We start from the raw sequence: 21,001 nt of genomic DNA, 5'->3' as shown, positions 1-21,001 counted from the left end.
CCCAGTGTGCTTCCCCCAAGGACAGCACGCCGGACAGGCCTTCACCACGGACGCGGGGCGTCTGGAACATCAGGCGTTGGCAGGAACCTTGTCCCTGTCCGGGTCCGCCTCGTCTGCCCGGTCCGCCAGGATCTTCTTCTCGGCGTCCACGGCGTCGAACGGCAGGTCGTCGAGGTCAAGCAGCGGGTTGTCGTCCTGGCCAGCCACCAGTTCGCGGGCTTCGGCCTGCGTGTCCACGCTCGGCATGGATCCCGGCAGAGGACGCTGGGCGGATTCCTTCAGGAAGTAGATGGCGATCGCACCAATGGCCGAGGTGGCCATCAGGTAGTAGGCCGGCATCATGTCGTTGTCCGTCGCCGAGATCAGCGCGGCGACGATGAACGGGGTGGTGCCGCCGAAGATCGCTACGGAGAAGTTGTAAGCGATTCCCATAGCGCCGTAGCGGCTGGCCGTGGGGAACTGGGCGGGCAGCGCCGAGGCAAGGTTGGCCACGTAGAAAGTCACCGGGAAGGCCACGAGGGCCAGGCCCGCCAGCGTGGACCAGGTGCTGCCGATGCCGATCAGCATGAACGCCGGGGCAGCCAGCACGATGGTGCTCACCGCGCCGATCCACAGCACGGGGCGGCGGCCGATGCGGTCGGACAGCTTGCCGGTCAGGGGGATGCACAGGCTCATGACAATGAGGACGGGAATGGTCAGCAGAGTTCCGTGGACCGGATCGTAGCCCTTGGACTCGGTGAGGTAGGTCGGCATGTAGGAGGTCAGGGCGTAACCCGCGGTGTTGGCGGCGGCTACGAGAATCATGGCCACGATGAGTGAGCGCCAGTAGGCCTTGACGATTCCGACCGGGCCCTTGACGGCGGCAGCGTCTCCGGCTGAAGCGTCCTTGGCCTGCTCCTCCTGGGCATCCAGGGTTGCTTGGAACTGCGGGGATTCCTCGATCTTGCTACGGAAGTACACAGCGATGAGGCCGAGCGGGCCGGCGATGAGGAACGGCAGGCGCCATCCCCATTCCTCCATGGCGGACTGGCCCAGCGTCAGCTGCAGCACGGAAACCAGGGCCGCACCGAGGGCAAACCCAAGGTAGCTGCCGAGGTCCAGGAAGCTGGCGAAAAAGCCGCGCCGCTTGTCCGGGGCGTACTCGCTGACGAAGGTGGTGGCGCCGGCGTATTCGCCGCCGGTGGAGAAGCCCTGGACGATCTTGAGCAGCACCAGCAGGCCAGCGGCCCAGATACCGATCTGGGCGTAACCCGGAAGCAGACCAATGGCGAACGTGCTTGCGGCCATCAGCATCAGCGTGGCGGCGAGGACCTTCTGGCGTCCGATCTTGTCACCGAGCCAGCCAAAGATCACGCCGCCCAGCGGGCGGGCGATGAAGGTCGCGGCAAAGGTACCCAGCAGGAACAGCGTCTGGACCTTGGCGTCAGCCTCGGGCAGGAACACCGGTCCCATGGTGGTGATCAGGTAGCCGAACACGCCAACGTCGTACCACTCCATGGTGTTGCCGACGATGGTGCCGCCGAGCGCTTTTTTCAGCATGGGCTGGTCTACGACATTGACGTCGGACTCCTTGAGCCGGCGACGTGCGAGTAGCTTTGGTTTCTTCACACCCTGGGGTGCCACTTGGTTGGTTCCGCCGGCGTTCATAACGCCTGCTGAAGAGTCGGTCGTGCTTCGGTCTATGGGCATTTGGGCGACTCCTGTGGAGGTCATTTGCTTGCGACTTGTAGCTGCCCCGCTCCGGGCAGGCCTTCAATTTTACGCGATCTTCGTGGTCAACGAGGGTTTCGTGGCGTATGATCACGCGTTTCAGCCCGGAATGCGGGTCATATCCCAGATTTGTTTTGCCCGGTTTCACCCCGTGATTCCGCGGAATAGACGCCCGAACCGGCATCGTTATCAAAAATTTTCGTTTCAGGCCCGGTTTTAGGACCGAAATCATGGGTAATCGGCGTCCTGCGGACGCGGCGGGCGCCCGTATCGGGGCCGGAAAGTGGCGCGAATTGAACCGATCACCCACGGTGCTCGTCTGATCGGGTAACCCGGTCCGGGATCCGGGGCCGTGGGAGCAGGATTGACGACTCCAGTCAGGGGTGTTGGGCATGGATTATGTAATCAGCGGTCTGCCACTGCATGTGCTCGTGGTGCACGGCACTGTGGTCATCGTGCCGCTGGCAGCAGTGTGCACGGTGCTGAGCATCGTGTGGCCGGCAGCCCGCAGGCGGCTTGGAATCGTGACGCCGCTCATTGCCCTGGTGGCGCTCATCATGGTCCCCATCACCCAACAGTCCGGACAATGGCTGATGCAACGGGTGGACACGACCCCTGCCATCACAACCCACTCCAATCTCGGGGGCACCCTTCTGCCCTGGGTCACCGGCGTGTTCATCGTGGCCACCGCTCAATGGCTGTGGTTCCGGTACGGGACCACTCAAGCGGAAGGAATGCGCAGGAAACTCGGAACCGCGGGTATCCGCATTGCCGCGGCAATCGCCGTCGTGCTGGTTCTTGTCCTGTGCGGCGGAACTGTCATCAGGGTGGTTGAGATCGGGGAAGCCGGAACCCGCGCTGTCTGGGAAGGCTCTTTCAACATCGGCACCCGGGACTGAAGGCCTTGCGGGGGTTCCCGCCCGGCAGGTTTCTGCATATCGTGAAGCCATGGGAACACTGATCTTTGAGTAGCTGGCCGGCCGGCCGCCGTGGGATTGCTCTGCGGACTGCCGCCCCGCCACCTACACCACAAAAGTCCACGCCTGTTGAGGCCCTGCCTCCGCGGTGTTCCCGGTCTCGCCGGAAATCCAGACTCCGGCCACCGGCAGCCCGAAGGCAGACCTGCAATGGCTTCGTTTCATCGGGGAAAGGAAGAACAAATGGCTGACACGAATAAAGGACGCTCCATCAAACCGGAGGTGGCCTCACACCTGGCCGAGTCAATGGACAGGCCGCCGCTGCCCACGCCGGAAACCATTGCCGTAACGTCGGCGATGGGCGGCGGGCATCAGTGGCCGGACGGCAACGGCAAGCACCGCCATCCCAAGGACCGCGGTAACAACCGTGGCCGCATGGGCCAGGAGGCCGCAGTGACCGCTGTGCACCGGACCAGCCGTCCCCAGATGCCGCACTCGTCCTGAGCTGCTGAGGACCCGCAATTGGTCTGAAGATACGCAAACGGCCTGGCGACGCGCGAATTCGCGTGTCGCCAGGCCGTTTGAGTGTCGCGGGAAGCTTGGCGCGTCTCAGGCCGCTTTGGTCATTCGGCGACGACGTCCTCCGGTTTTTTGTCCAGGCGCCAGCCGCGCCACACGGGATGCCTGAGCTTTCCGCTGCCGGTCCATTCCCCGAAGGTCACTTCGCCCACGAGATCCGGCGCGATCCAGCGCGCGCCGGCGGCGTCCAGGGCCGGCACGTCATCGAACGGCGAGGTCTTCCGGGCCAGCCTGTCCATGGTCTGGCGCAGTTCCCGCAGCTCCTGCATGCTGAAGCCGCTGCCCACGCGGCCAACGTACCGAAGCTTCTTACCCTCCGGCAGTCCCAGCAGCAGCGCTCCCACGGTGTCGGACCGCTCGCCCTTCCCGGGCCGCCAGCCGCCCACCACTACTTCCTGGGTCTGTTCGATCTTGAGCTTGATCCACGACCGGCTCCGCTGGCCGCTGACGTACCGGCTGTCGACGCGTTTCGCCATCACGCCTTCCAGGCCGAGTTCCCGCGCACTTTCCAGGATGTGCTCCACCCGCTCGTCCAGTGTTTCCGACAGCTGCACCGGGCAATCCGACGGGCGGTAAAAGTCAACGAGCCGTTCCCGGCGTTCCCGGGCCGGGCGCCGGCGCAGGTCTTCACCGGCCTCGGCCAGCAGGTCGAACAGCATCAGCCGCACCGGAATGGCTGCGCGGGCCTTCTTCACATCGCCCGGTCTGGTCAGTTTCATCCGTCCCTGGAGGAGCCCGAAGTCGGGCCTGCCGCGGGGCCCGACGGCGATGATCTCGCCGTCCGCGATGAAGTCCTGCGGCGGCCAGCAGCCACGGTCAGTCAGCTCTGGGTAGCTGGCGGACATGTCGTTGCCGTTGCGGCTGAGGAGCCGGACCTTCTCCCCGTCCGCCACCACCAGGGCACGGATCCCGTCCCATTTGAGTTCGAAAAACCACTCGCTGCCGTGCAGATCCGCCGGCGTCCCGGCCGTCGCCAACATCGGGGCGGGGTCCTCCACCATGGCGTTCCGGCCTGCGGCAGCACCGGGGTCGGTGACAGCGGCGCTGGTGCCCGTGCCGCTGCCGGTATCCCTGGGCGGGGCCGCGGCCGGGGAGGCGGCCGGGGTGACCTCCGCTTTGGGCGTTGGGGGAGTGCCGCGCCTGCCCCTTATGCCCTGCGCCTTGTCCATCAGGTGGATGAGCCATTGTCCCTGCCCGCCCTCGCCCTTCCCGGTGTGGATCAAGGCGAATTTCCTGGTGCCGCCAAGGCCGCCGCCCTCCTGGCCTGTGAGCGTGGCGATCACTTCCTTGCCGTTGACCCACTTTTCCAGCTCATAGACGCCTTTGTCCCAGATGCTGACGGTGCCGGCGCCGTATTGGCCCTTCGGAATGGTGCCTTCGAAATCGGCGTAGTCCATCGGATGGTCCTCCGTCTGGACGGCCAGGTGGTTCTTGGAGCCGCTCTCCGGTACGCCCTTCGGCAGCGCCCATGAGACCAGCACGCCGTCGTGCTCAAGCCGGAAATCGTAATGGAGCCTGCTCGCGTGGTGCTCCTGGATCACGAAGATTTCCGGAGCATCGTTGGTTTGGACGCGGAGGTGCTTTTCAGCGGTGAACGGTTCCGGCGTCTCTTCCCGGTCCCGGAGGGACCGGTACTTATGCAGCCGGGGGTCCTCGTGGCCGCCACGGCGGCGGTGCGCGCCGGAGTCTGCACCGTGGGCCTGTCCGCTGATCTCGTCGACGACGGCGAACGGGTCTTTGCCGCTTTCGACCCTGCGCATGACCTCCTCATAGTTCAGCTGCCGGAGGGAAGACGAGGACAGCTCCCGCCACGTTCGCGGAGCCGCGACTGTGGGCCTCAACCGGCCACGCAGCGAATAGGGCACGATCGTGGTCTTGGCGGCATTGTTTTGGCTCCAGTCGACGAGAACCTTGCCGGTCCTCAGCGACTTCTTCATGTCGCTGACGGCCAGATCCGGATGGTCGGCCTCAAGGGCCCTGGCCAGCTCGTGCGCGAAATCGGAAACCTGATCGGAGGACTGCGTGCCGTCCAGTCCGGCGTACAGGTGGATGCCCTTGCTGCCGCTGGTCACCGGCACGGGTTCGAGCCCCACGTCCTTCAGGATGGCCCGGGCCAGCCTGGCCACTTCGGCGCACTCCGGCAGCCCCGCCCCTTCGCCGGGATCCAGGTCAAGCACGATCCGGTCCGGGGACAGGGCGTTGCCATGGGAGTCCACGCGCCACTGCGGGACGTGGATCTCGAGCGAGGCAATTTGCGCCAGCCAGGTCAGCGTCGCGGCGTCGTTCACCAGCGGATAGTAGTTGGTACTGGTCTTGTGCGTGATGGCGGCGCGGGGAACCCAGCCAGGGGTGGAATGGTCAAGGTTCTTTTGGAAGAACATCTGCCCGGGCTCGTCCGCAGTCCCAACGCCGTGGACCCACCGCTTGCGCGTCGCGGGCCGGTCGGCAGCGGCCGGGATGAGGACCGGCGCCACCGCAGCGTAGTAGGCCAGGACGTCAGCCTTGGTGGTGCCCGTGGCGGGATAGAGCACCTTGTCCAGGTTTGTCAGCGTCAGCTCACGGCCGGCCACGCGGACACGTTCCTTACCGCCGGCCAAGGGGCTTCACCTCCGGGGCAGGGTGATGTTCACTTGTCTCATGAGAGCCATCTGGAAAGGTGCCATTGCATTCGGGCTGGTCAACGTCCCCGTCAAGGTGTACAGCGCCACCGAGGACCACGACATCAGCCTCCATCAAGTGCATAATTCCGACGGCGGACGGATCCGCTATCAGCGACGCTGCGAGGTGTGCAGCCAGGTGGTGGACTATGCGGACATCGAGAAAGCCTACGAGGACGACGGCCGGACGGTGATCCTTTCCCGCGAGGAGCTCAAGGCCATTCCGGCCGAAAACAGCCACGAAATTGAAGTGGTGCAGTTCGTGCCGTCCGAGCAGCTCGATCCCATCATGTTCGAGAAAAGCTACTTCTTGGAGCCTGACTCCAAGTCGCCCAAAGCCTATATGCTGCTGCGCCGGGCGCTCGAGGACACCGACCGGGTGGCGATCGTGCAGTTTGCATTGCGGGACAAGACCCGCCTGGGTGCCCTCCGGATCCGGGACGACGTCCTGATGCTGCAGGCGCTGCTGTGGGCGGACGAGGTGCGTGAAGCGGAGTTCCCTTCCCTGGATACGTCCATCCGAATCTCCGCCCAGGAACGCGAGATGTCCGCCGCGCTGGTGGAGTCCATGGCTTCCGATTTCGAGCCGGAGCAGTTCACGGACGACTACCAGGCCCAGTTGCGCCAGCTGATCGAGGCCAAGCTGGAGAAGGGCGATGCCCTGGACACGGAAGAGACCTTCGGCGCCGAGGCCGCGGCATCGGGCACCGGCGAAGTGATCGACCTGATGGAGGCGCTCAAGCGCAGCCTGGACCGGAAACGTGGAGCAGGCACGCGGGCAGCCGACGACTCTGGCGGCTCTGAATCCGAGGACGGCTCTGAATCCGAGGACGACGACGCCGAGGAAGCGGGGACGGCCAAGCCGGCGTCCGGCCGGGCCAGGTCCGGCAGGAGCGCAGCAGCCAAGACGGACAGCTCCAAGGCCGGAACGGCGAAGACCGGAGGCACCAAGGCCCGAACTGCGAAGAGTGCCCAGGACGGGGCGTCCTCCTCTGAGGCGAAGGCCCCCGCCAAGAGTGGGGCACGGTCCACGTCCAAGCCGGCAGCTAAATCTGCCGCCAAGACCACCGCCACTAAGACCACGGCCGCCAAGACCACCACCACTAAGACCACCGCCACCAAGGCAAGGAAGGGCGCCTGAGAACCCGGGCGCCCCGCCCTCCGGTCCCATGAGCGGCCGCTCAGGAGTTTCTGAGCGCAGAAATGAGTTCGCTCTTCTTTTTGCCTGAGTAGCCCTTGAGGCCGACTTCCTTGGCTTTGGCCTTCAATTGGTCCACCGTCCAGTCGTCGTAGTCCCCGGACTTGCCGCCCTTGCGGCCAACGGCGGACCGGCCCTTCTGCGCGGCCGCGTTCGAGATGCGGGCCGCCTTCTGCTTTGAGGCGCCCTCATCACGAAGCTCTTCGTAGAGTTTGGGATCCTTCAGGCTGGGATTCTTTTTCTCGGGCATCGTTCCCTCCAGGACTGTGTTTCTTTCGCCGGCGTTGCCCTACGGGGCGTCTACCTCTCCGCGGTTAACGGACGCCCGCCACGCGCCCGTTTCGATGCCGCGGGACTCGATGAACTCCTTGAAGCGCAGCAGGTCGGACTCGACCTGGGTTTCATCGACGTGTGCCGCGGCGCCGGTCCTCTCCAGGAGGCCCTCCGGCTCCCATTCGAGCTGCACATTGACCCGGCAGAGATCCGCTCCGAGGCGTTCGAAGGTGACCCTTCCGGCATTGCGGGGCTTGTCCTTGCTGACCCACGCTATGCACGTGTCCGGTGTCTGCTCCAGGATCTGCGCGTCATACTCCCGTTTGATGCCGGCCACCTTGGTGCGGAAATGCAGCGAGGTCTCATCGATTTGCTCGACGGACTCCACTCCCTTCATGAACCGGGGAAAGGATTCGAACTGCGTCCACTGGTTGTAGGCCGTGCTGACCGGAACTTCGACCTCAATGCTCTCGTGCAGGGTTGCCACTCTGTCATCCTCCTTCAGCCCGGGGTCTCCGGTGCGGTATGGAACGGCTGGGCGGTATGGAACGGCTGGGCGGTATGGAAAGGCCGGGCTACAGTTCCAAGCTAGTAGGGCAGAGGAGCAAAAACAAGAAACTAGTAAGTTTGCTTAGCAACTTGTGTTCACGCCGGGTTGGGGGGTATTCCGGGCCGGAACAAGTCCGGAAACGGCGGCGGCCGGCCCCTGCGCAGCATCCGCCCTCTCGGGAAGCTGTGGCAGGGGCCGGCCGCTATGAGGCTGCCAGCGCCTTATTCGGCGTCGTGGTCCGTCTCAAGGATCTGGACCAGGCGGTCGAGGGCGGCATCCGCGCCGTCGCCTTCTGCCCGGAGCACCACAACGTCGCCGTGCGATGCGCCAAGGCTCATCAGGGACAGGATGCTGGCGGCGTCCATGGCTTCGTCTGCCGGCTCACCTTCGCGGGCGATGGTGATGTCGAGGTCAAACTCGCCGGCTGCCTCGGCGAAGATCGCGGCCGGGCGTGCGTGCAGGCCCACTCGGCTGGCGACGGTTGCGGTACGTTCGGACATTTCTGCTCCTTGCATTTGCAGTGCGGGGTTTGGGGTGCTGGAGGCCAGCGGGTCAGACAGAAACAGGGACAGACTCCACCGTATCAACGGTCTTGCGGGCCGCCCAGCGCTTGAGGGCGAGCACCACGAGAGCGGTGACTACCGTTCCGGCGAGGATGGAGATGATGAACATCAGCACGTTGCCGATGGCGAAGAACACGAAGATTCCGCCGTGCGGTGCCTGCGACGTGACGCCGAAGGCCATGGTGAGCGCACCGGTGACCGCGCCGCCCACCATGCTGGCGGGGATGACGCGCAGCGGATCGGCTGCGGCGAACGGAATGGCGCCCTCGGAGATGAAGGAGGCGCCGAGCAGCCAGGCTGCCTTGCCGTTCTCGCGCTCAGCCAGGCTGAAGAGCTTCTTGTCCAGGACGGTGGCGAGGGCCATGGCGAGCGGCGGCACCATGCCGGCAGCCATGACAGTTGCCATGATCTGCCACGGAGCCTGGTTCGTGGCGCTGCCGGCGCTCAGGCCGGCCACCGCGAAAGCGTATGCGACCTTATTAACCGGTCCGCCAAGATCGAAGCACATCATGAGGCCAAGGATGATCCCGAGGACCACGGCCGAGGCGCCGGTCATGCCGGAGAGCCAGCCGTTCAGGGCAGCGGTGAGGCCTGCGATCGGACCGCCGAGAACCATGAACATCAGGCCGGAGGCGACGATGGATGCCAGCAGGGGAATGATGACGACGGGCATCAGTCCGCGCAGCCAGCGCGGTACGGCCCAGCTCCCGATCACGTGGGCGATGTAGCCGGCGAGCAGGCCGCCAACGATACCGCCGAGGAAGCCTGCACCCATGAAGCCGGCCACGGCACCGGAGACGAAGCCTGGGGCAATGCCGGGCCGGTCCGCAATCGCATAGGCGATGTAACCGGCCAGGGCCGGGACCAGGAAGCCCATGGACAGGGCGCCGATCTTGAACATCACTGCACCGAGGTAGATGGCGAGGCCACCTTCGGGAAGGTTGCCGAAGTTGTTCTCAACAACAACCTTGTCGGCGACGTCGGTGATGTCGTACCCGCCGAGCAGGAAGCCCAGCGCGATCAGCAGGCCACCGCCGGCAACGAACGGAATCATGTAGCTGACGCCGGTGAGCAGTGCCCTCTTCAGCTTCTGGCCGATGTGCTCGCCCTTTTCGGCGGCTTCCTGCTCCGCCTGCTCTTCGGCACCGAAGTGCGGAACGCGGCGGGCGTTGGGGTTGTCCGCGGCGTCGAGTGCTTCCTGCACCATCTTGGCGGGCTCGTCGATGCCGCGCTTGACCGGGGCGTTGATGACGGGCTTGCCGGCAAACCGCTCCTTGCCGCGCACGTCCACGTCCACGGCGAAGATCACGGCGTCGGCGGCTGCGATGACGGCAGGGTCCAAGGGCTTGGCGCCCGAGGAACCCTGGGTTTCCACCTGCAGGTCGACGCCCACTTCCTGCGCGGCTGCGACGAGGGAGTCGGCTGCCATGTAGGTGTGGGCGATGCCGGTGGGGCACGCTGTAACGGCCACCAGGCGCTTGGGGCCGCTCTTAGCGGTGGCACCGCCCGTAGCCCCCGGCACTGCGCCGGCTGACGCTCCTGCGCCGTTGGCCACCGGCTCTCCGGACGGCGTTGCGGCCGCGTGCGCTGCCGGCTTGTCGGCCAGGGCGCCCTCAACGAGTTCGACGATTTCCGCCTCCGAGGATGCGGAGCGCAGCGCACCGGTGAAGTCCTTCTTAATCAGGGACCTGGCGAGCTTGGACAGGAGTTTGAGGTGCTCCTGGTCCGCACCGGACGGTGCCGCGATGAAGAAAATCAGGTCGGCAGGGCCGTCCTTCGCTCCGAAGTCGACCTTCTGCGAGAGCCGCGCCATGGCCAGCGTGGGTTCGGTTACCGCTGCCGAGCGGCAGTGCGGGATGGCGATTCCGCCTGGCACGCCGGTGGCGGTCTTCTGCTCGCGGGCGAAGGCGTCGGTAAAGAGGCCCTCGACTTCGCTGGCGCGGCCAACGGCCGCAACCCGGCCTGCAAGGTGCCGGATCACGTCCTCGGGCGAATTGCCCAGGTTCTGGTCGAGCTCGACCAGGTCGGTGGTGATGAGCTGAGTCACTGTCAATCCTTCCGGAGGGCCGTGATGGTTACGGCATCGGGGGTGGTTTGGTGGACTGCCGGAACTGTGGAGCCCGGCAGGGAAGCGGCTGCGGCGCCGTGCGCCACAGCTTGACGGAGGCAGTCAGCCGGGGCGGCGCCCTGGTCTGCGGCGAGCAGATAGCCGGCCAGCGACGAATCGCCCGCACCGACCGTACTGACCGCGGTGACCGGCGGATGCGTGGCCAGCCACGCGCCGTCGGCCGTTACAAGGACAGCGCCCTTTGAACCGAGCGTTGCCAACACGGCCCCCACACCGGAACGCACGACGGCGGCGGCGGCTGCCGCGGCAGCCTCCGGATCCGCTTCGAGTTCCTCAGCCGTGCTCACCGAGGCGAAACCTGCTGCGGCAGCGAGCTCCGCGAGTTCCTCGGCGTTGGGTTTGAGCAGGTCCGGTTTCCCGGACACTGCCCCTGCCGCGTCGCCGGCGATGGCCGCCGCGAGCGGTGCCCCGGAGGAGTCAACGGCGATCCGCGGAACGCTGTTTCCAGTGTCCGCGGAACGCAGCCTCCGGGTGACGGTGGCGTAAAAATCGGCAGGAACTCCGGGTGGGAGCGATCCCGCGAGGACAACCCAGCTTGCGCCCTTGGCGCGTTCCAGCAGCAGCCCGATGAGGGCCTCCTGCGCGTCCTCATCCAGCACGGGGCCGGGCTCGTTGATCTTGGTGGTGACCCCGCCCGGCTCCGTGAGCGCCACATTGGAGCGCAGCGGCTCGTGGATGGCCAGGGCCGCGAACGGCACCTTGGCATCCCGCAGGCCAGCCAGCACCGGATCGGAGTCGGCCCCCGGAAGTACCGCGAGGGTCTCCAGTCCCGACGCCACGAGGGCGCGGGAGACGTTGACTCCCTTGCCGCCGGACTCCTGGCTCACGGAGACGGCGCGCTGCACTTCGCCGCGCTCGAGGGGCCCGGGAAGCGCTACCGTGCGATCGAGGCTGGGGTTGGCTGTGAGGGTGACAATCATGCGATGACTACCTCCACGCCGGCCTCTGCGAGGGCCGCGGCTAGTTCTCGGCTGGGTTTGCGGTCAGTGATCACTGTGTCCAGATCCTTCAATGAGGCGAACTGGACCAGCGTTTCCGCGTCCAGCTTGGATGAATCGGCCAGCACCACAATGCGGCGGGCCGAATGGACGAATGCGGCCTTGACGGCCGCCTCTTCGGGGTCGGGGGTGCTGAGGCCAAAGCTGGCGTGGATTCCGTTGGTTCCCACGAAGGCAATGTCCGGGCGGAGCTTGTGTGCCGCGTCCACGGTTGCCTGGCCCACGGCAGCCTTGGTCAGTCCCCGGACCCGGCCGCCGAGGATCTGCAGCGCGATGCCAGGAGTGCTGGCGAGTTTGGCGGCGATGGGGACGGCGTGCGTAATGACCACCAGCTCCTGGTCCTTTTCCGCTCCCTTGGCTCCCTTGGAGGGGGCCGGGCCGGCGCTGCGGCGTGCCAGGATGTCGGCAAGGACCTCCGTGGTGGATCCGGCGTCGAGAACGATGCTGCTTGACGGCCCCTGCGGCAGGAAGGCGAGCGCGGCCTCCGCGATGCGGTGCTTCTGTTCCTGGCGCTGAATGGTCCGTTCGAGGATGCTTTCTTCAGTTGTGCTGAAGCGGTCTGCTGAGACGGCGCCGCCGTGGACCCGTCGGACGGTGCCGGCGGACTCGAGGGCGGCGAGATCGCGGCGGACCGTTTCGGTGGTGATCCGGAAGCGCTCTGCGAGGTCGGTCACGCTGGCACGGCCGCTGGCTGCTACGAGCCCTGCGATCTGCTGTTGACGCTCCTCGGCGAACACATACCCTCCATTGCGTAAGTACTGCCCTGCGTTAGTACTGCTAAACGTCCGGTCACTGCAGATCAGTGACTGCCATCACATGATCTGCAATTACTTGACTTTATCTTCGTTCATGTTGCTTTGTCAATGGAAAACCAACATGAAACCAAAACGCCGGGCCGGACCCGAAGGTCTGGCCCGGCGGTCCGGTGCTTGGGCTGGAGATTCACTGCGGGCCACCCTTCCCGCTCGAAGTGCGATCGGCTGGAGGGCGATCGGCGCTAGAGGCCGCCGTCGCGGCTTTCGTTGCGGGTGATGCGCTCGCCGGTATTGGGGTCCACCACCGAGCGGGACTCACTGACGCGCCGGCTCCTTCCGGGGTTCGCCATCACGAGGGATGCGATCAGGCCGATGACGCCTACGGCCATCAGGATGTAACCGACCAGGGTCTGGTCAACATTGGGAATGAGTCCGGGGGTGACGGCCCAGGCCAGGATGGCGCCCAGGGCAATGAGGAAAATAGCGGAACCGATTCTCATGACGTGCTCCTTGCGTTGGCGGGCTTCTCGCAACTTGGTAAGAACGGCCTGCCCTGCGCCACTTACTAAGCATGCTGTTAATCGTCAGGCTACATCCGAGTACACGTACTTTCAATCAAACGCGCAGGTCAGGCCCGAGAAGGAGTGCGGGACTGGATAGGCTGGTCCGATGGAGACGGTGGTGTGGTCGAAGCCGGCTGGTGAGCGTGCCGGGACGCCTTTGCTCGTGATGATGCACGGCTACGGCACCGACGAGTCGCGGATGGTGAACCTGTTCGACCACCTCCCGGCTGAATTCACCTGTGCTGCGCTGCGGGCTCCGATGCCCGTCGCGGACGGCTACGGCTGGTTCCTCCTCGATTACTTCTTGACCAATGACTTTGCCGATGTCATCGCGGCCGCTAACTCGGTCCTTGCCTGGATTGACTCCGTTAAGGGCGGGCACAGCAGTGTCAGCCTGCTGGGATACTCGCAGGGAATGGCCATGGCCAGCACGCTGCTGCGGCTGCGGCCCCGGGAGTTTCCGGCCGTCGTCGGGCTTTCCGGCTTCGTCCTGAACAACGATCTCCTTGCCCTGAGCGAATCCATCGAGGTCCCGCCCCCCTTCTTTTGGGGCAGGGACAAAGGGGACCTCGTGATCAACGAGGAAGCCATCGAGTACACCGCAGACTGGCTGGACGCGCACACCCTGCTGACCGCGCGCACCTACCCGGGAATGGGCCACGCGATGTCCAAAGCCGAGATGGTCGACGTCAGTGCGTTCCTTCGCCACTACGTTCTGTAGCCTGCGCCGGGCCGTCGAGCGTGGCGGGTTCTTAAAAACAATGGCAGGTTGTTAAAAACAGTTGCGGGGTAAATCTGCAAGCGCTTACACTCGACTTCGGCCGCGACTGCCGGTCCTCTGCTGGAGCGTTGAAAGGGCTGGACCGAGCGATGCATGCTGCACGAAGATTCGGCAGGTTTGCCCTGACGCGCCATCGCCCTCATCATGGAAGAAGACGTTTCTTAGAGCGCCTGCGCCCGGATGCCACTTAAGGCTGTGCCGTATGAAGCTCCGCGCCGCGCACCTCACCCGTGCTGAGCGAAGCACGCCCCTGATCTGCCGCCAATGATGGCGCCCCCTCCCTGCATGGTCCCCAACCACTGCTGTCCGCTCCCCGAAAGGACACCGCACCAGGCATGACTGAACTTCTGAACACAACCCCCGGCACCAGCCCCCAGAGCTGGACTCGCGCGTCTGCCATCCTTTTCGACCTGGACGGCGTGCTCACGCCCACGGCCATCGTCCATGAGCGTGCGTGGCAGGAGCTCTTCGACGGCTACCTGGCCTCTGTGCCCGGGAAGGCCGGCTACCGGGAGAGCGACTACTTCCACCACATTGACGGCAAGCCCAGGTTCGACGGTGTCCGGGACTTCCTGACCTCACGCGACATCGAACTCCCCGAGGGCCCCACCGACGACAACCCGGACAACGAGACGGTCCAGGGGCTGGGCAACCGGAAGAACAAGATCTTCAACGACATCGTCAGCTCCGGCGTCGACCCCTACGCCGGGTCGGTGCGCTTCCTCGAAGCCGCACTGGACCGGGGACTCAAGGTCGCCGTCGTCTCCTCATCCCGCAACGCACCTTCAGTGCTCCGCGCTGCGGGGCTGGATGTCCACTTCCCGGTGGTAGTGGACGGCGTCGTCGCAGCCGCGGAAGGCCTGCCCGGCAAGCCCAGCCCGGCAACCTATGACTACGCAGCCCGTCTGCTGGGACTGCCCAGCGAGGAGTGCGTCGTCGTCGAGGATGCCGTTTCGGGCGTGCAGGCAGGCAGCGCCGGCAACTTCCACTCAGTGATCGGGGTTGACCGCGGCGCGGGCCGCCAGACGCTGCTGGCTGCGGGCGCCACACTTGTGGTCAACGACCTCGACGAACTCCTCTAGCCCAGGCTGGCCCCGCCCCGCCGCACGGCAAGCCGCTGCACGGCAAACACAGCAAAACCCGCCAGATCCCCAACCCTGGCCGCACCTCCAACCGCCGAAGGAACGCCACTCATGGCACTCGTTACCGCTGACCGCGACCGCTTCCCCAACGATCCCTGGAAGCTCGTGGAGACCAGCCATGCTCCCGGCAACGCCGGCGCACTGGAAACGCTCTTTGCCCTGGGCAACGGACACCTGGGCATCCGGGGCGCCCACTGGGCTGCGGCGGACGCGGAGCTTCCGGGCAGCTTCATCAACGGGTTCCACGAGATCTGGGACATCAAGCACGCCGAAAATGCCTTCGGTTTCGCCCGCACCGGCCAGCGGATCCTCTACATCCCCGATGCGAACAACTTCACGGTGACGGTCGACGGCGAAACGCTGAGCCTCGGCGAGTCCGAAGTGATGGATTACCGCAGGTCCATCGATTTCTCCACGGGGGCCTACGAATGCCGCGTCGTGTGGCAGTGCCGTTCCGGTGCCACCGTCACCACCGTGGAGCGCCGCGCCGTGGGCTTTGAGTCGCGCGGTTGCCTGGGCATCTCCCTGGAGCTCTCGGCGGACCGCCCGGTCTCCGCCGACGTCACCTCATCCGTGATCAACCGGCAGGACCAGCCGGTGGACGACCACTCGGCGCACGATCCGCGCCGGGCCGGCCGCCACGCCGGCCGCGTCCTGCTGCCAGGGAAGCTCGACGGCGGCGACGGCTCGCTTCGTCTCTCCTGGGAAGCCGCCGAGTCGAAGCAGCGTGTGGGAATCGCCGTCGACCACTGGACCTCCGCAGGCCACCAGCCGTTCGACACCCAAGTGGACCAGGACGAAAGCAGCGTCCGGTACGTGCTCGCTGTCGGAGCCGACGAGCCTTTCCGGCTTGAAAAGAGCGTCAGCTACGCGGTGGCCGGCGGTACCAGCGATGGACTGCCGGGCACGGCGGACGCCGAAGCCGGGGAAGAACCGGCCGACGCCGCCGAAGCCGGCCTGAAGACGGTGGCGGAGGTCTTCGCCGAAAGTGAGGCCCACTACCGCGACTACTGGGCAACCACGGACATCAGGGTGGGCGGCCAGTCCGAGCTGCAGCAGGCCATCCGCTGGAACCTCTTCCAGCTTGCCCAGGCCACGGCCCGCGCCGGCGTTGCCGGCATCCCCGCGAAGGGCGTCAGCGGCTCCGGCTACGACGGGCACTACTTCTGGGACCAGGAGGTTTACCTCCTGCCGTACCTGACGTACTCAAACCCCGACGGCGCCCGCCAGGTCCTGGAGTTCCGTCACGAAATGCTGCCGGAGGCAAAGATCCGGGCCAAGGAGCTCAGCGTGGACGGGGCACTGTTCCCGTGGCGCACCATCAACGGGCTGGAGGCCAGTGCGTACTACGCCGCCGGCACCGCCCAGTTCCACATTGCCGCGGCCATCGCCTTTGCCGCCAACAGGTATGTGTGGGCGAGCGGCGACGCCGAGTTCCGCAGCGGCATGGGCGCGGACCTGCTGATCGAAACCGCGCGCATGTGGGCGTCGCTGGGCTTCTTCGGCAAGGATGGCATGTTCCACATCCACGGCGTGACCGGCCCGGACGAGTACACGGCCGTGGTGAACGACAACCTCTACACCAACGTCATGGCGCGGTTTAACCTGCGGGCCGCGGCCGCTCTGGACCACCCGGAGATTGACGACGCCGAACGGCAGCTGTGGGAAGCGGCGGCCGCCCGGATCCAGTTGCCGTTCGACGAGCATTTCCAGATTTACTCGCAGGACAACGACTTCATGACGCTGGAGGCATGGGACTGGACGACGCCCCGCTCCAAGTACCCGCTGCTCCTGCACTTCCACCCGCTGGTGATCTACCGGCACCAGGTCCTGAAGCAGGCGGACACGGTGCTCGCGATGTTCCTGCAGTGGCAGGAGTTCACTCCCGAGGAGAAGCGCCGCGCCTTCGACTTCTACGACCCCATCACGACCGGCGACTCGACGCTCTCCGCGTGCGTGCAGGGCATCATGGCGGCCGAGGTGGGCTACCGGAAGGCAGCCCTGGACCACTTCACCAATGCGGCATTCATCGACCTGGATGACTCCCACGGCAACACGATCGACGGCGTGCACATTGCCTCCACGGGCGGCGTGTGGAGTTCCCTGGTGTGCGGCTTCGCAGGCCTGCGCGACCAGGGCCCGGTCCCGTACTTCGACCCGCGGCTTCCCGAGGAATGGGACAGCCTCTCCTTCCACCTGAAGCTGCAGGGACGGCTGCTCTCAGTGGACCTCGACCCCGCCGGCATCACCCTGCGTGTCCTGGACGGGGAGCCGCTGGATATCGATGTGCGGGGAGGCGTGCATGCTGTCGGCAGCGATGCCGTCCGCGTGGCACTCGATCCTGTCGAGGTGCCCGAGCCATCGGTTTTCCCGAGTGGCCCTCCGACGGCAAGCATCCCGGTGGTGCGCGCCGCCCGCGCCTGATACCGCGGACTTATCCGGATGGCTGCGGACGGAAGTCCTCAGCGTCTGGCGTCGGCGCCCGCATCGGCGTCCGCGGAAAAATCGTGGTGCCGGTCCAGCGGGTGGGCCGTCTCGTCGGCCGGCATCCGGGCGGCAACCAGGGCCACGATGGCCATTACCGGGCAGACGCCCCCCGCGAAGAGGAAGATCGCCCAGATAGGGAGCACTTCCGCGGCAGGTCCCGCCAGTGCCATGGACACCGGCATTAACGCGAGGGAGACAAAGAAATCGAGGCTCGAGACGCGGCCCAGTAAATGCGGGGGAACGCGACGCTGCAGCAAGGTTCCCCAGATGACCATGCCCACGCTGCCGGTGGCGCCGAAGATGAAGAGCGCCAGGGCCAGCAACCAGAAGCTGTCCATGATTCCCACGGCAGCCAGCGGGAGCGTGCCGGCACCCCATGAAACCATCATCACCGTCAGGTAGCGCCGCGGCAGCCTGAACGACGCTGTAACCAGCGACGCAACGGCACTGCCCACGCCCATGACGGCCAGCAGGAAACCGAACATCCTGGAATCCCCGTTCAGCTGGTCGCGGACGACGAACGGCAGCAGCACTTCGATGGGGCCGATCAGGAAGAGGACCGAGATGCAGGCCCAGAGGAGGGTCCAGAGCAGCCAGGGGGTCCGCAGCGTGTAGCTGATGCCCTCCCGGAGTTCCCGGAAGAAGGACGCCTTGTGCGGTTCCGCACCCGCGGGGACAGGCTCGCTGCCGGCAGGCGCCGCGTCGTGGTCACGGCCAGGCAGGCTTTCAGCGTGTGCGTCAGGAGGGTGTCCATGAAATTCCCGGGCGGCGCCGTTGCCCGGGGCCTCGAGGGCGTGCTGGCCGAGGAAATTCAGGATGACGAAGGCCAGCAGGTGGCAGGCGGCCACGCCCGTCACGGCATGCGACGGGGAGAGCGCGGCAACGACAATGCCGGCCACGGCAGGACCCGCGGCCTGCTGCAGCATGGGGCGCATCGTCCCTTCCATGCCGTTTGCCGCCAGCAGGTCGCCGGGCGGCAGGATGCGGGGAAGAATGGCGGAGTAGGCCGGGAAGAAAAATGCGGCCCCCACTCCCAGGACGAACGCTCCCGCCATCAGGTGCCACATCTGCAGCCATCCTGCCAGGGCAAGCCCGCTGATGCTGGCGATCACCGCCAGGTTGGCGCCTTCCACACCGATGATCAACAGCCGTTGCGGAAACCGGTCCGCGGCGATCCCGCCGGCAAGGACGAAGGCGACCAGTCCGATGCTTCCCGCTGTGGCCACCAGCGAAAGCTCCAGCGGGCCGCCGCCGAGATGGATGACTTGGTACACCATCGCCACGGCCCACATTCCTGAGCCGAAGATGGACACAGCAAGGGCCGCGATCAGCACGCGGTACTCGCGGTGGGCAAAGGGACGAAGAGCGCGGGGGAGGGGCACGCTGCAATCTTAGGCCGGACATCTCCGCAGGGTAACCGGTGCGCCGGGATAGGCTCGGAGCATGGGGAACACACCGGCCGCGCCCGGGCGGCGCAGCGTGGCGCTGATTGGGGCCAATTACGGCCTCGCCCTGCACCCCGTGGACCGCCACGGGGTTCATGTTCCTGGTGAACCGGCCAGCTGTTTTGCATCCTTCTGGGTCGCCGACTGGTCCAAGTGGGGAACAGGGACAGCCTTGCTGGTGGCCACGCTCCAAGGCTGGCGCAGCTACGGCTCCAACGAGTTCTTCGCCGCCACGCTGGCCAATGAATTGACCCGCTATTTCCCGGAGGCCGTACGCTTCCCTCTCAACGGCATCAGCCACACGCAGGACGATTTCGAGGTCAGGGTGGACCTTGAGCGGGGGTTCAAAGCCACCGGGCGCCGGGCTGCGCTGGAGATCACCGGCGTACTGGACCGGCGGCAGTTCACCGCACCGGACTTCCAGCTCGGGCCCGCCAGCGCCTCCCTGACCAACGTCTACCTGCCGTGCGGCACAGGCCGCCTGTCCGAGTTCGGCGTTGAATGGCCGGGCGCGCCCACGGTCTATCCGGGACCACGCGGCCCCTCCTCCTCCGCTTATCTTGCGGTGGCTGAATCCTGGATGGTCTAGCCGGTGCCCCCAGCGTCCGGCCCGCAGGGCCAGGGCGTGGCCTAGTGTTAAGGCAGGACGGCAGCAACCTGCTGCCGGCTGCTCCGAGGTAGAGGTGAAGATGGCCAAGCGACGCAACCCGGCGATGAGAATCGCACAGGAAACGGCACACAATGCCGTGTTCGATGCCCACGGCAATCCCAAGCCCGGTGTCCACAATCTGCTGCTGCGGGCTGTGGACATCCAGAGGCCCTTGGTGGTGGCCAACATCCGCAGGCTCCAGCGGCGCGATCCGCATGCCTCCGCCGCAAAGCTTGCCGACAGGCTGGAACGCGACTACCTGGCTGCTGTCACAAGCGGAGGCGCCCTGGTGGGTGCCACCGCCGTGGTGCCCGGAGTGGGAACCATCGCCTCGCTCGGCCTGTCGGCGGCAGCCACGGTTGCCTTCCTCGAGGCGACGGCGCTCTACGCTACGTCCCTGGCCGAACTCCACGGCATCAGGATGACCGACCCCGACAAAGCCAGCACCCTGGTCATGGCCGTGATGCTGGGTGAGGAAGGGACTGCGCTGCTCGGATCACTCAGCGGCCAGGCACTCGGCAAGGGGAAGGGCGCCACCCAGGCCTGGGGAAACGTCCTGGCCCGCAAGATGCCCTCATCGGGTTTCGGCTCCATTCGCGAACACGTCCAGAAAGTCTTCCTGCGGAGCCTGCTGAAGCGCCAGGGAACAGCGCTCTTCGGCCGGGCATTGCCGTTCGGAATCGGCGCGGTGGTGGGCGGAGCAGGCAACCTCATGATGGGCCGGGCCGTCGTGGCCAACGCCAAGGAAGCGTTCGGCCCAATGCCGGACACCATTCCGGGTGAGTTGCGGGCCACGGCGCCGGCAACGGAAGGAAAGGGCCCCTCGGCTCCGACGACGGAAGGTGGCAACGGTGGATCTGAACGCTGACCTGGGCGAGTCCTTCGGCTCCTGGCGCATGGGCGATGACGCCGCCATGTTCCGGTTTGTCACCAGCGCAAATGTGGCCTGCGGCTTTCACGCCGGGGACCCTGTCACCATGCTGGACAGCTGCCGGGCAGCCTTCGAGCTCGACGTCACGGTGGGTGCCCATGTTGGATACCGGGACCTCGCCGGCTTCGGGAGGCGGTCCCTGGACATGTCCTTCGACGAGCTGTTCGGCGATGTCCTGTACCAGCTGGGGGCGCTGGACGGAGTGGCGCACGCCGTGGGAGCGTCTGTCGACTACGTCAAACCCCACGGCGCCCTGTACAACCGGACGTTCCATGATGCGGAGCAGGCAGCCGCCGTCGTGGCCGCCATCCATGCCTATGACGAGGGCCTGCCGGTTCTCGGACTGCCCGGATCGGAACTGCTGAAGCACGCCGACGACGCGGGCCACCCCGTCTTCCGCGAGGCGTTTGTCGACCGCGCCTACCTCCCGGACGGCACCCTGGTGCCGCGGTCGCAGGACGGTGCCGTACTGCACGACGTCGGCCCCATCGTTGAGCGGGCTGTCCGCCTGGCACTGAAAGGCGAGGTGGTCGCAGTGGACGGCACGGTGGTGCGGGTTGACCCGGATTCGCTGTGCATCCACGGCGACACCCCCGGCGCCGTGGGCATGGCCGCCGCGGTGCGCTCGGGCCTCCAGGACGCCGGAGTGGAGCTTCAGCCCTTCGCCTGACCGGC

At 66.1% G+C, this 21,001-nt stretch carries 19 protein-coding genes; 9 read left to right on the top strand and 10 right to left on the bottom strand.

The window, feature by feature from the left end:
- Nucleotides 1–69: 69 nt before the first annotated feature.
- A complete protein-coding gene (locus AC3A3W_RS14345; RefSeq protein WP_487443702.1) occupies nucleotides 70–1,689 on the bottom strand; it encodes an MFS transporter in 1,620 nt (539 codons plus the stop codon).
- A gap of 413 nt (nucleotides 1,690–2,102) precedes the next feature.
- Here AC3A3W_RS14345 and AC3A3W_RS14340 point away from each other — a divergent pair, with 413 nt between their 5' ends.
- Nucleotides 2,103–2,609: a hypothetical protein gene (locus AC3A3W_RS14340; protein ID WP_487443701.1), complete on the top strand. Its 507-nt coding sequence runs from the start codon at nucleotides 2,103–2,105 to the stop codon at nucleotides 2,607–2,609.
- A gap of 261 nt (nucleotides 2,610–2,870) precedes the next feature.
- Nucleotides 2,871–3,131, top strand: a complete 261-nt coding sequence (locus AC3A3W_RS14335; RefSeq protein WP_487443700.1) for a hypothetical protein — start codon at nucleotides 2,871–2,873, stop codon at nucleotides 3,129–3,131.
- A 119-nt stretch (nucleotides 3,132–3,250) separates the two neighbouring features.
- Here the strand turns inward: AC3A3W_RS14335 and AC3A3W_RS14330 are convergent, their stop codons facing one another.
- Entirely contained in the window at nucleotides 3,251–5,803 is a 2,553-nt protein-coding gene (locus AC3A3W_RS14330; protein ID WP_487443699.1) for an ATP-dependent DNA ligase, read from the bottom strand.
- Between the two features lie 40 nt (nucleotides 5,804–5,843).
- On the opposite strand from AC3A3W_RS14330, the gene ku reads away from it, so the two are divergent.
- Entirely contained in the window at nucleotides 5,844–7,004 is a 1,161-nt protein-coding gene (gene ku, locus AC3A3W_RS14325; RefSeq protein WP_487443698.1) for a non-homologous end joining protein Ku, read from the top strand.
- Between the two features lie 40 nt (nucleotides 7,005–7,044).
- Here ku and AC3A3W_RS14320 read toward each other — a convergent pair whose 3' ends face one another.
- The 7 genes from AC3A3W_RS14320 to AC3A3W_RS14290 form a co-directional block, all read right to left on the bottom strand.
- Nucleotides 7,045–7,311 carry a DUF7218 family protein gene (locus tag AC3A3W_RS14320; protein WP_487443697.1) on the bottom strand — a complete coding sequence of 89 codons (267 nt, stop codon included), beginning with the start codon at nucleotides 7,309–7,311 and terminating at the stop codon, nucleotides 7,045–7,047.
- A gap of 39 nt (nucleotides 7,312–7,350) precedes the next feature.
- Nucleotides 7,351–7,821: an SRPBCC family protein gene (locus AC3A3W_RS14315; protein ID WP_487443696.1), complete on the bottom strand. Its 471-nt coding sequence runs from the start codon at nucleotides 7,819–7,821 to the stop codon at nucleotides 7,351–7,353.
- A gap of 284 nt (nucleotides 7,822–8,105) precedes the next feature.
- Complete coding sequence (locus AC3A3W_RS14310; protein ID WP_076799084.1) at nucleotides 8,106–8,384, bottom strand: HPr family phosphocarrier protein; 279 nt, start codon at nucleotides 8,382–8,384, stop codon at nucleotides 8,106–8,108.
- Nucleotides 8,385–8,436: 52 nt separating this feature from the next.
- Complete coding sequence (locus tag AC3A3W_RS14305) at nucleotides 8,437–10,494, bottom strand: PTS fructose transporter subunit IIABC (RefSeq protein ID WP_487443695.1); 2,058 nt, start codon at nucleotides 10,492–10,494, stop codon at nucleotides 8,437–8,439.
- A gap of 2 nt (nucleotides 10,495–10,496) precedes the next feature.
- Nucleotides 10,497–11,495, bottom strand: a complete 999-nt coding sequence (locus tag AC3A3W_RS14300; protein WP_487443694.1) for a 1-phosphofructokinase family hexose kinase — start codon at nucleotides 11,493–11,495, stop codon at nucleotides 10,497–10,499.
- Nucleotides 11,492–12,310, bottom strand: coding sequence for a DeoR/GlpR family DNA-binding transcription regulator (locus tag AC3A3W_RS14295; protein ID WP_487443693.1), 819 nt, complete (start codon nucleotides 12,308–12,310; stop codon nucleotides 11,492–11,494). Before AC3A3W_RS14295 ends, AC3A3W_RS14300 begins: the two co-directional genes overlap by 4 nt.
- A 260-nt stretch (nucleotides 12,311–12,570) precedes the next feature.
- Entirely contained in the window at nucleotides 12,571–12,828 is a 258-nt protein-coding gene (locus tag AC3A3W_RS14290) for a DUF6458 family protein (RefSeq protein WP_205652118.1), read from the bottom strand.
- A 169-nt stretch (nucleotides 12,829–12,997) separates the two neighbouring features.
- Here AC3A3W_RS14290 and AC3A3W_RS14285 point away from each other — a divergent pair, with 169 nt between their 5' ends.
- The 3 genes from AC3A3W_RS14285 to AC3A3W_RS14275 all read left to right on the top strand — a co-directional run bounded on the left by AC3A3W_RS14285 (nucleotide 12,998) and on the right by AC3A3W_RS14275 (nucleotide 17,238).
- The gene (locus AC3A3W_RS14285) at nucleotides 12,998–13,612 is read left to right on the top strand and encodes an alpha/beta hydrolase (RefSeq protein ID WP_487443692.1); all 615 of its coding nucleotides are present in this window, start codon (nucleotides 12,998–13,000) and stop codon (nucleotides 13,610–13,612) included.
- 395 nt (nucleotides 13,613–14,007) lie between these two features.
- Complete coding sequence (locus AC3A3W_RS14280) at nucleotides 14,008–14,754, top strand: HAD family hydrolase (protein WP_487443691.1); 747 nt, start codon at nucleotides 14,008–14,010, stop codon at nucleotides 14,752–14,754.
- Between the two features lie 111 nt (nucleotides 14,755–14,865).
- Nucleotides 14,866–17,238, top strand: a complete 2,373-nt coding sequence (locus AC3A3W_RS14275; RefSeq protein ID WP_487443690.1) for a glycoside hydrolase family 65 protein — start codon at nucleotides 14,866–14,868, stop codon at nucleotides 17,236–17,238.
- A 38-nt stretch (nucleotides 17,239–17,276) separates the two neighbouring features.
- Here the strand turns inward: AC3A3W_RS14275 and AC3A3W_RS14270 are convergent, their stop codons facing one another.
- A complete protein-coding gene (locus tag AC3A3W_RS14270; protein ID WP_487443689.1) occupies nucleotides 17,277–18,683 on the bottom strand; it encodes an MFS transporter in 1,407 nt (468 codons plus the stop codon).
- Between the two features lie 61 nt (nucleotides 18,684–18,744).
- Here AC3A3W_RS14270 and AC3A3W_RS14265 point away from each other — a divergent pair, with 61 nt between their 5' ends.
- The 3 genes from AC3A3W_RS14265 (at nucleotide 18,745) to AC3A3W_RS14255 (ending at nucleotide 20,996) form a co-directional block, all read left to right on the top strand.
- Nucleotides 18,745–19,335: a hypothetical protein gene (locus AC3A3W_RS14265; RefSeq protein ID WP_487443688.1), complete on the top strand. Its 591-nt coding sequence runs from the start codon at nucleotides 18,745–18,747 to the stop codon at nucleotides 19,333–19,335.
- 100 nt (nucleotides 19,336–19,435) lie between these two features.
- Nucleotides 19,436–20,263, top strand: coding sequence for a hypothetical protein (locus AC3A3W_RS14260; protein ID WP_487443687.1), 828 nt, complete (start codon nucleotides 19,436–19,438; stop codon nucleotides 20,261–20,263).
- The gene (locus tag AC3A3W_RS14255; RefSeq protein WP_487443686.1) at nucleotides 20,247–20,996 is read left to right on the top strand and encodes a LamB/YcsF family protein; all 750 of its coding nucleotides are present in this window, start codon (nucleotides 20,247–20,249) and stop codon (nucleotides 20,994–20,996) included. Before AC3A3W_RS14260 ends, AC3A3W_RS14255 begins: the two co-directional genes overlap by 17 nt.
- The last annotated feature ends 5 nt before the right edge of the window (nucleotides 20,997–21,001 follow it).

The sequence above is a fragment of the Arthrobacter sp. Soil_N43 genome, assembly GCF_057655195.1.
This window is presented reverse-complemented; position numbering and strand designations above follow the sequence as displayed.

What these genes read in the sequence shown, in the direction of transcription:
- AC3A3W_RS14345 (WP_487443702.1), bottom strand. Translation starts at nt 1,689, where the DNA reads ATGCCCATAGACCGAAGCACGACCGACTCTTCAGCAGGCGTTATGAAC.
- AC3A3W_RS14340 (WP_487443701.1), top strand. Translation starts at nt 2,103, where the DNA reads ATGGATTATGTAATCAGCGGTCTGCCACTGCATGTGCTCGTGGTGCAC.
- AC3A3W_RS14335 (WP_487443700.1), top strand. Translation starts at nt 2,871, where the DNA reads ATGGCTGACACGAATAAAGGACGCTCCATCAAACCGGAGGTGGCCTCA.
- ku (WP_487443698.1), top strand. Translation starts at nt 5,844, where the DNA reads ATGAGAGCCATCTGGAAAGGTGCCATTGCATTCGGGCTGGTCAACGTC.
- AC3A3W_RS14320 (WP_487443697.1), bottom strand. Translation starts at nt 7,311, where the DNA reads ATGCCCGAGAAAAAGAATCCCAGCCTGAAGGATCCCAAACTCTACGAA.
- AC3A3W_RS14310 (WP_076799084.1), bottom strand. Translation starts at nt 8,384, where the DNA reads ATGTCCGAACGTACCGCAACCGTCGCCAGCCGAGTGGGCCTGCACGCA.
- AC3A3W_RS14300 (WP_487443694.1), bottom strand. Translation starts at nt 11,495, where the DNA reads ATGATTGTCACCCTCACAGCCAACCCCAGCCTCGATCGCACGGTAGCG.
- AC3A3W_RS14290 (WP_205652118.1), bottom strand. Translation starts at nt 12,828, where the DNA reads ATGAGAATCGGTTCCGCTATTTTCCTCATTGCCCTGGGCGCCATCCTG.
- AC3A3W_RS14285 (WP_487443692.1), top strand. Translation starts at nt 12,998, where the DNA reads ATGGAGACGGTGGTGTGGTCGAAGCCGGCTGGTGAGCGTGCCGGGACG.
- AC3A3W_RS14280 (WP_487443691.1), top strand. Translation starts at nt 14,008, where the DNA reads ATGACTGAACTTCTGAACACAACCCCCGGCACCAGCCCCCAGAGCTGG.
- AC3A3W_RS14275 (WP_487443690.1), top strand. Translation starts at nt 14,866, where the DNA reads ATGGCACTCGTTACCGCTGACCGCGACCGCTTCCCCAACGATCCCTGG.
- AC3A3W_RS14265 (WP_487443688.1), top strand. Translation starts at nt 18,745, where the DNA reads ATGGGGAACACACCGGCCGCGCCCGGGCGGCGCAGCGTGGCGCTGATT.
- AC3A3W_RS14260 (WP_487443687.1), top strand. Translation starts at nt 19,436, where the DNA reads ATGGCCAAGCGACGCAACCCGGCGATGAGAATCGCACAGGAAACGGCA.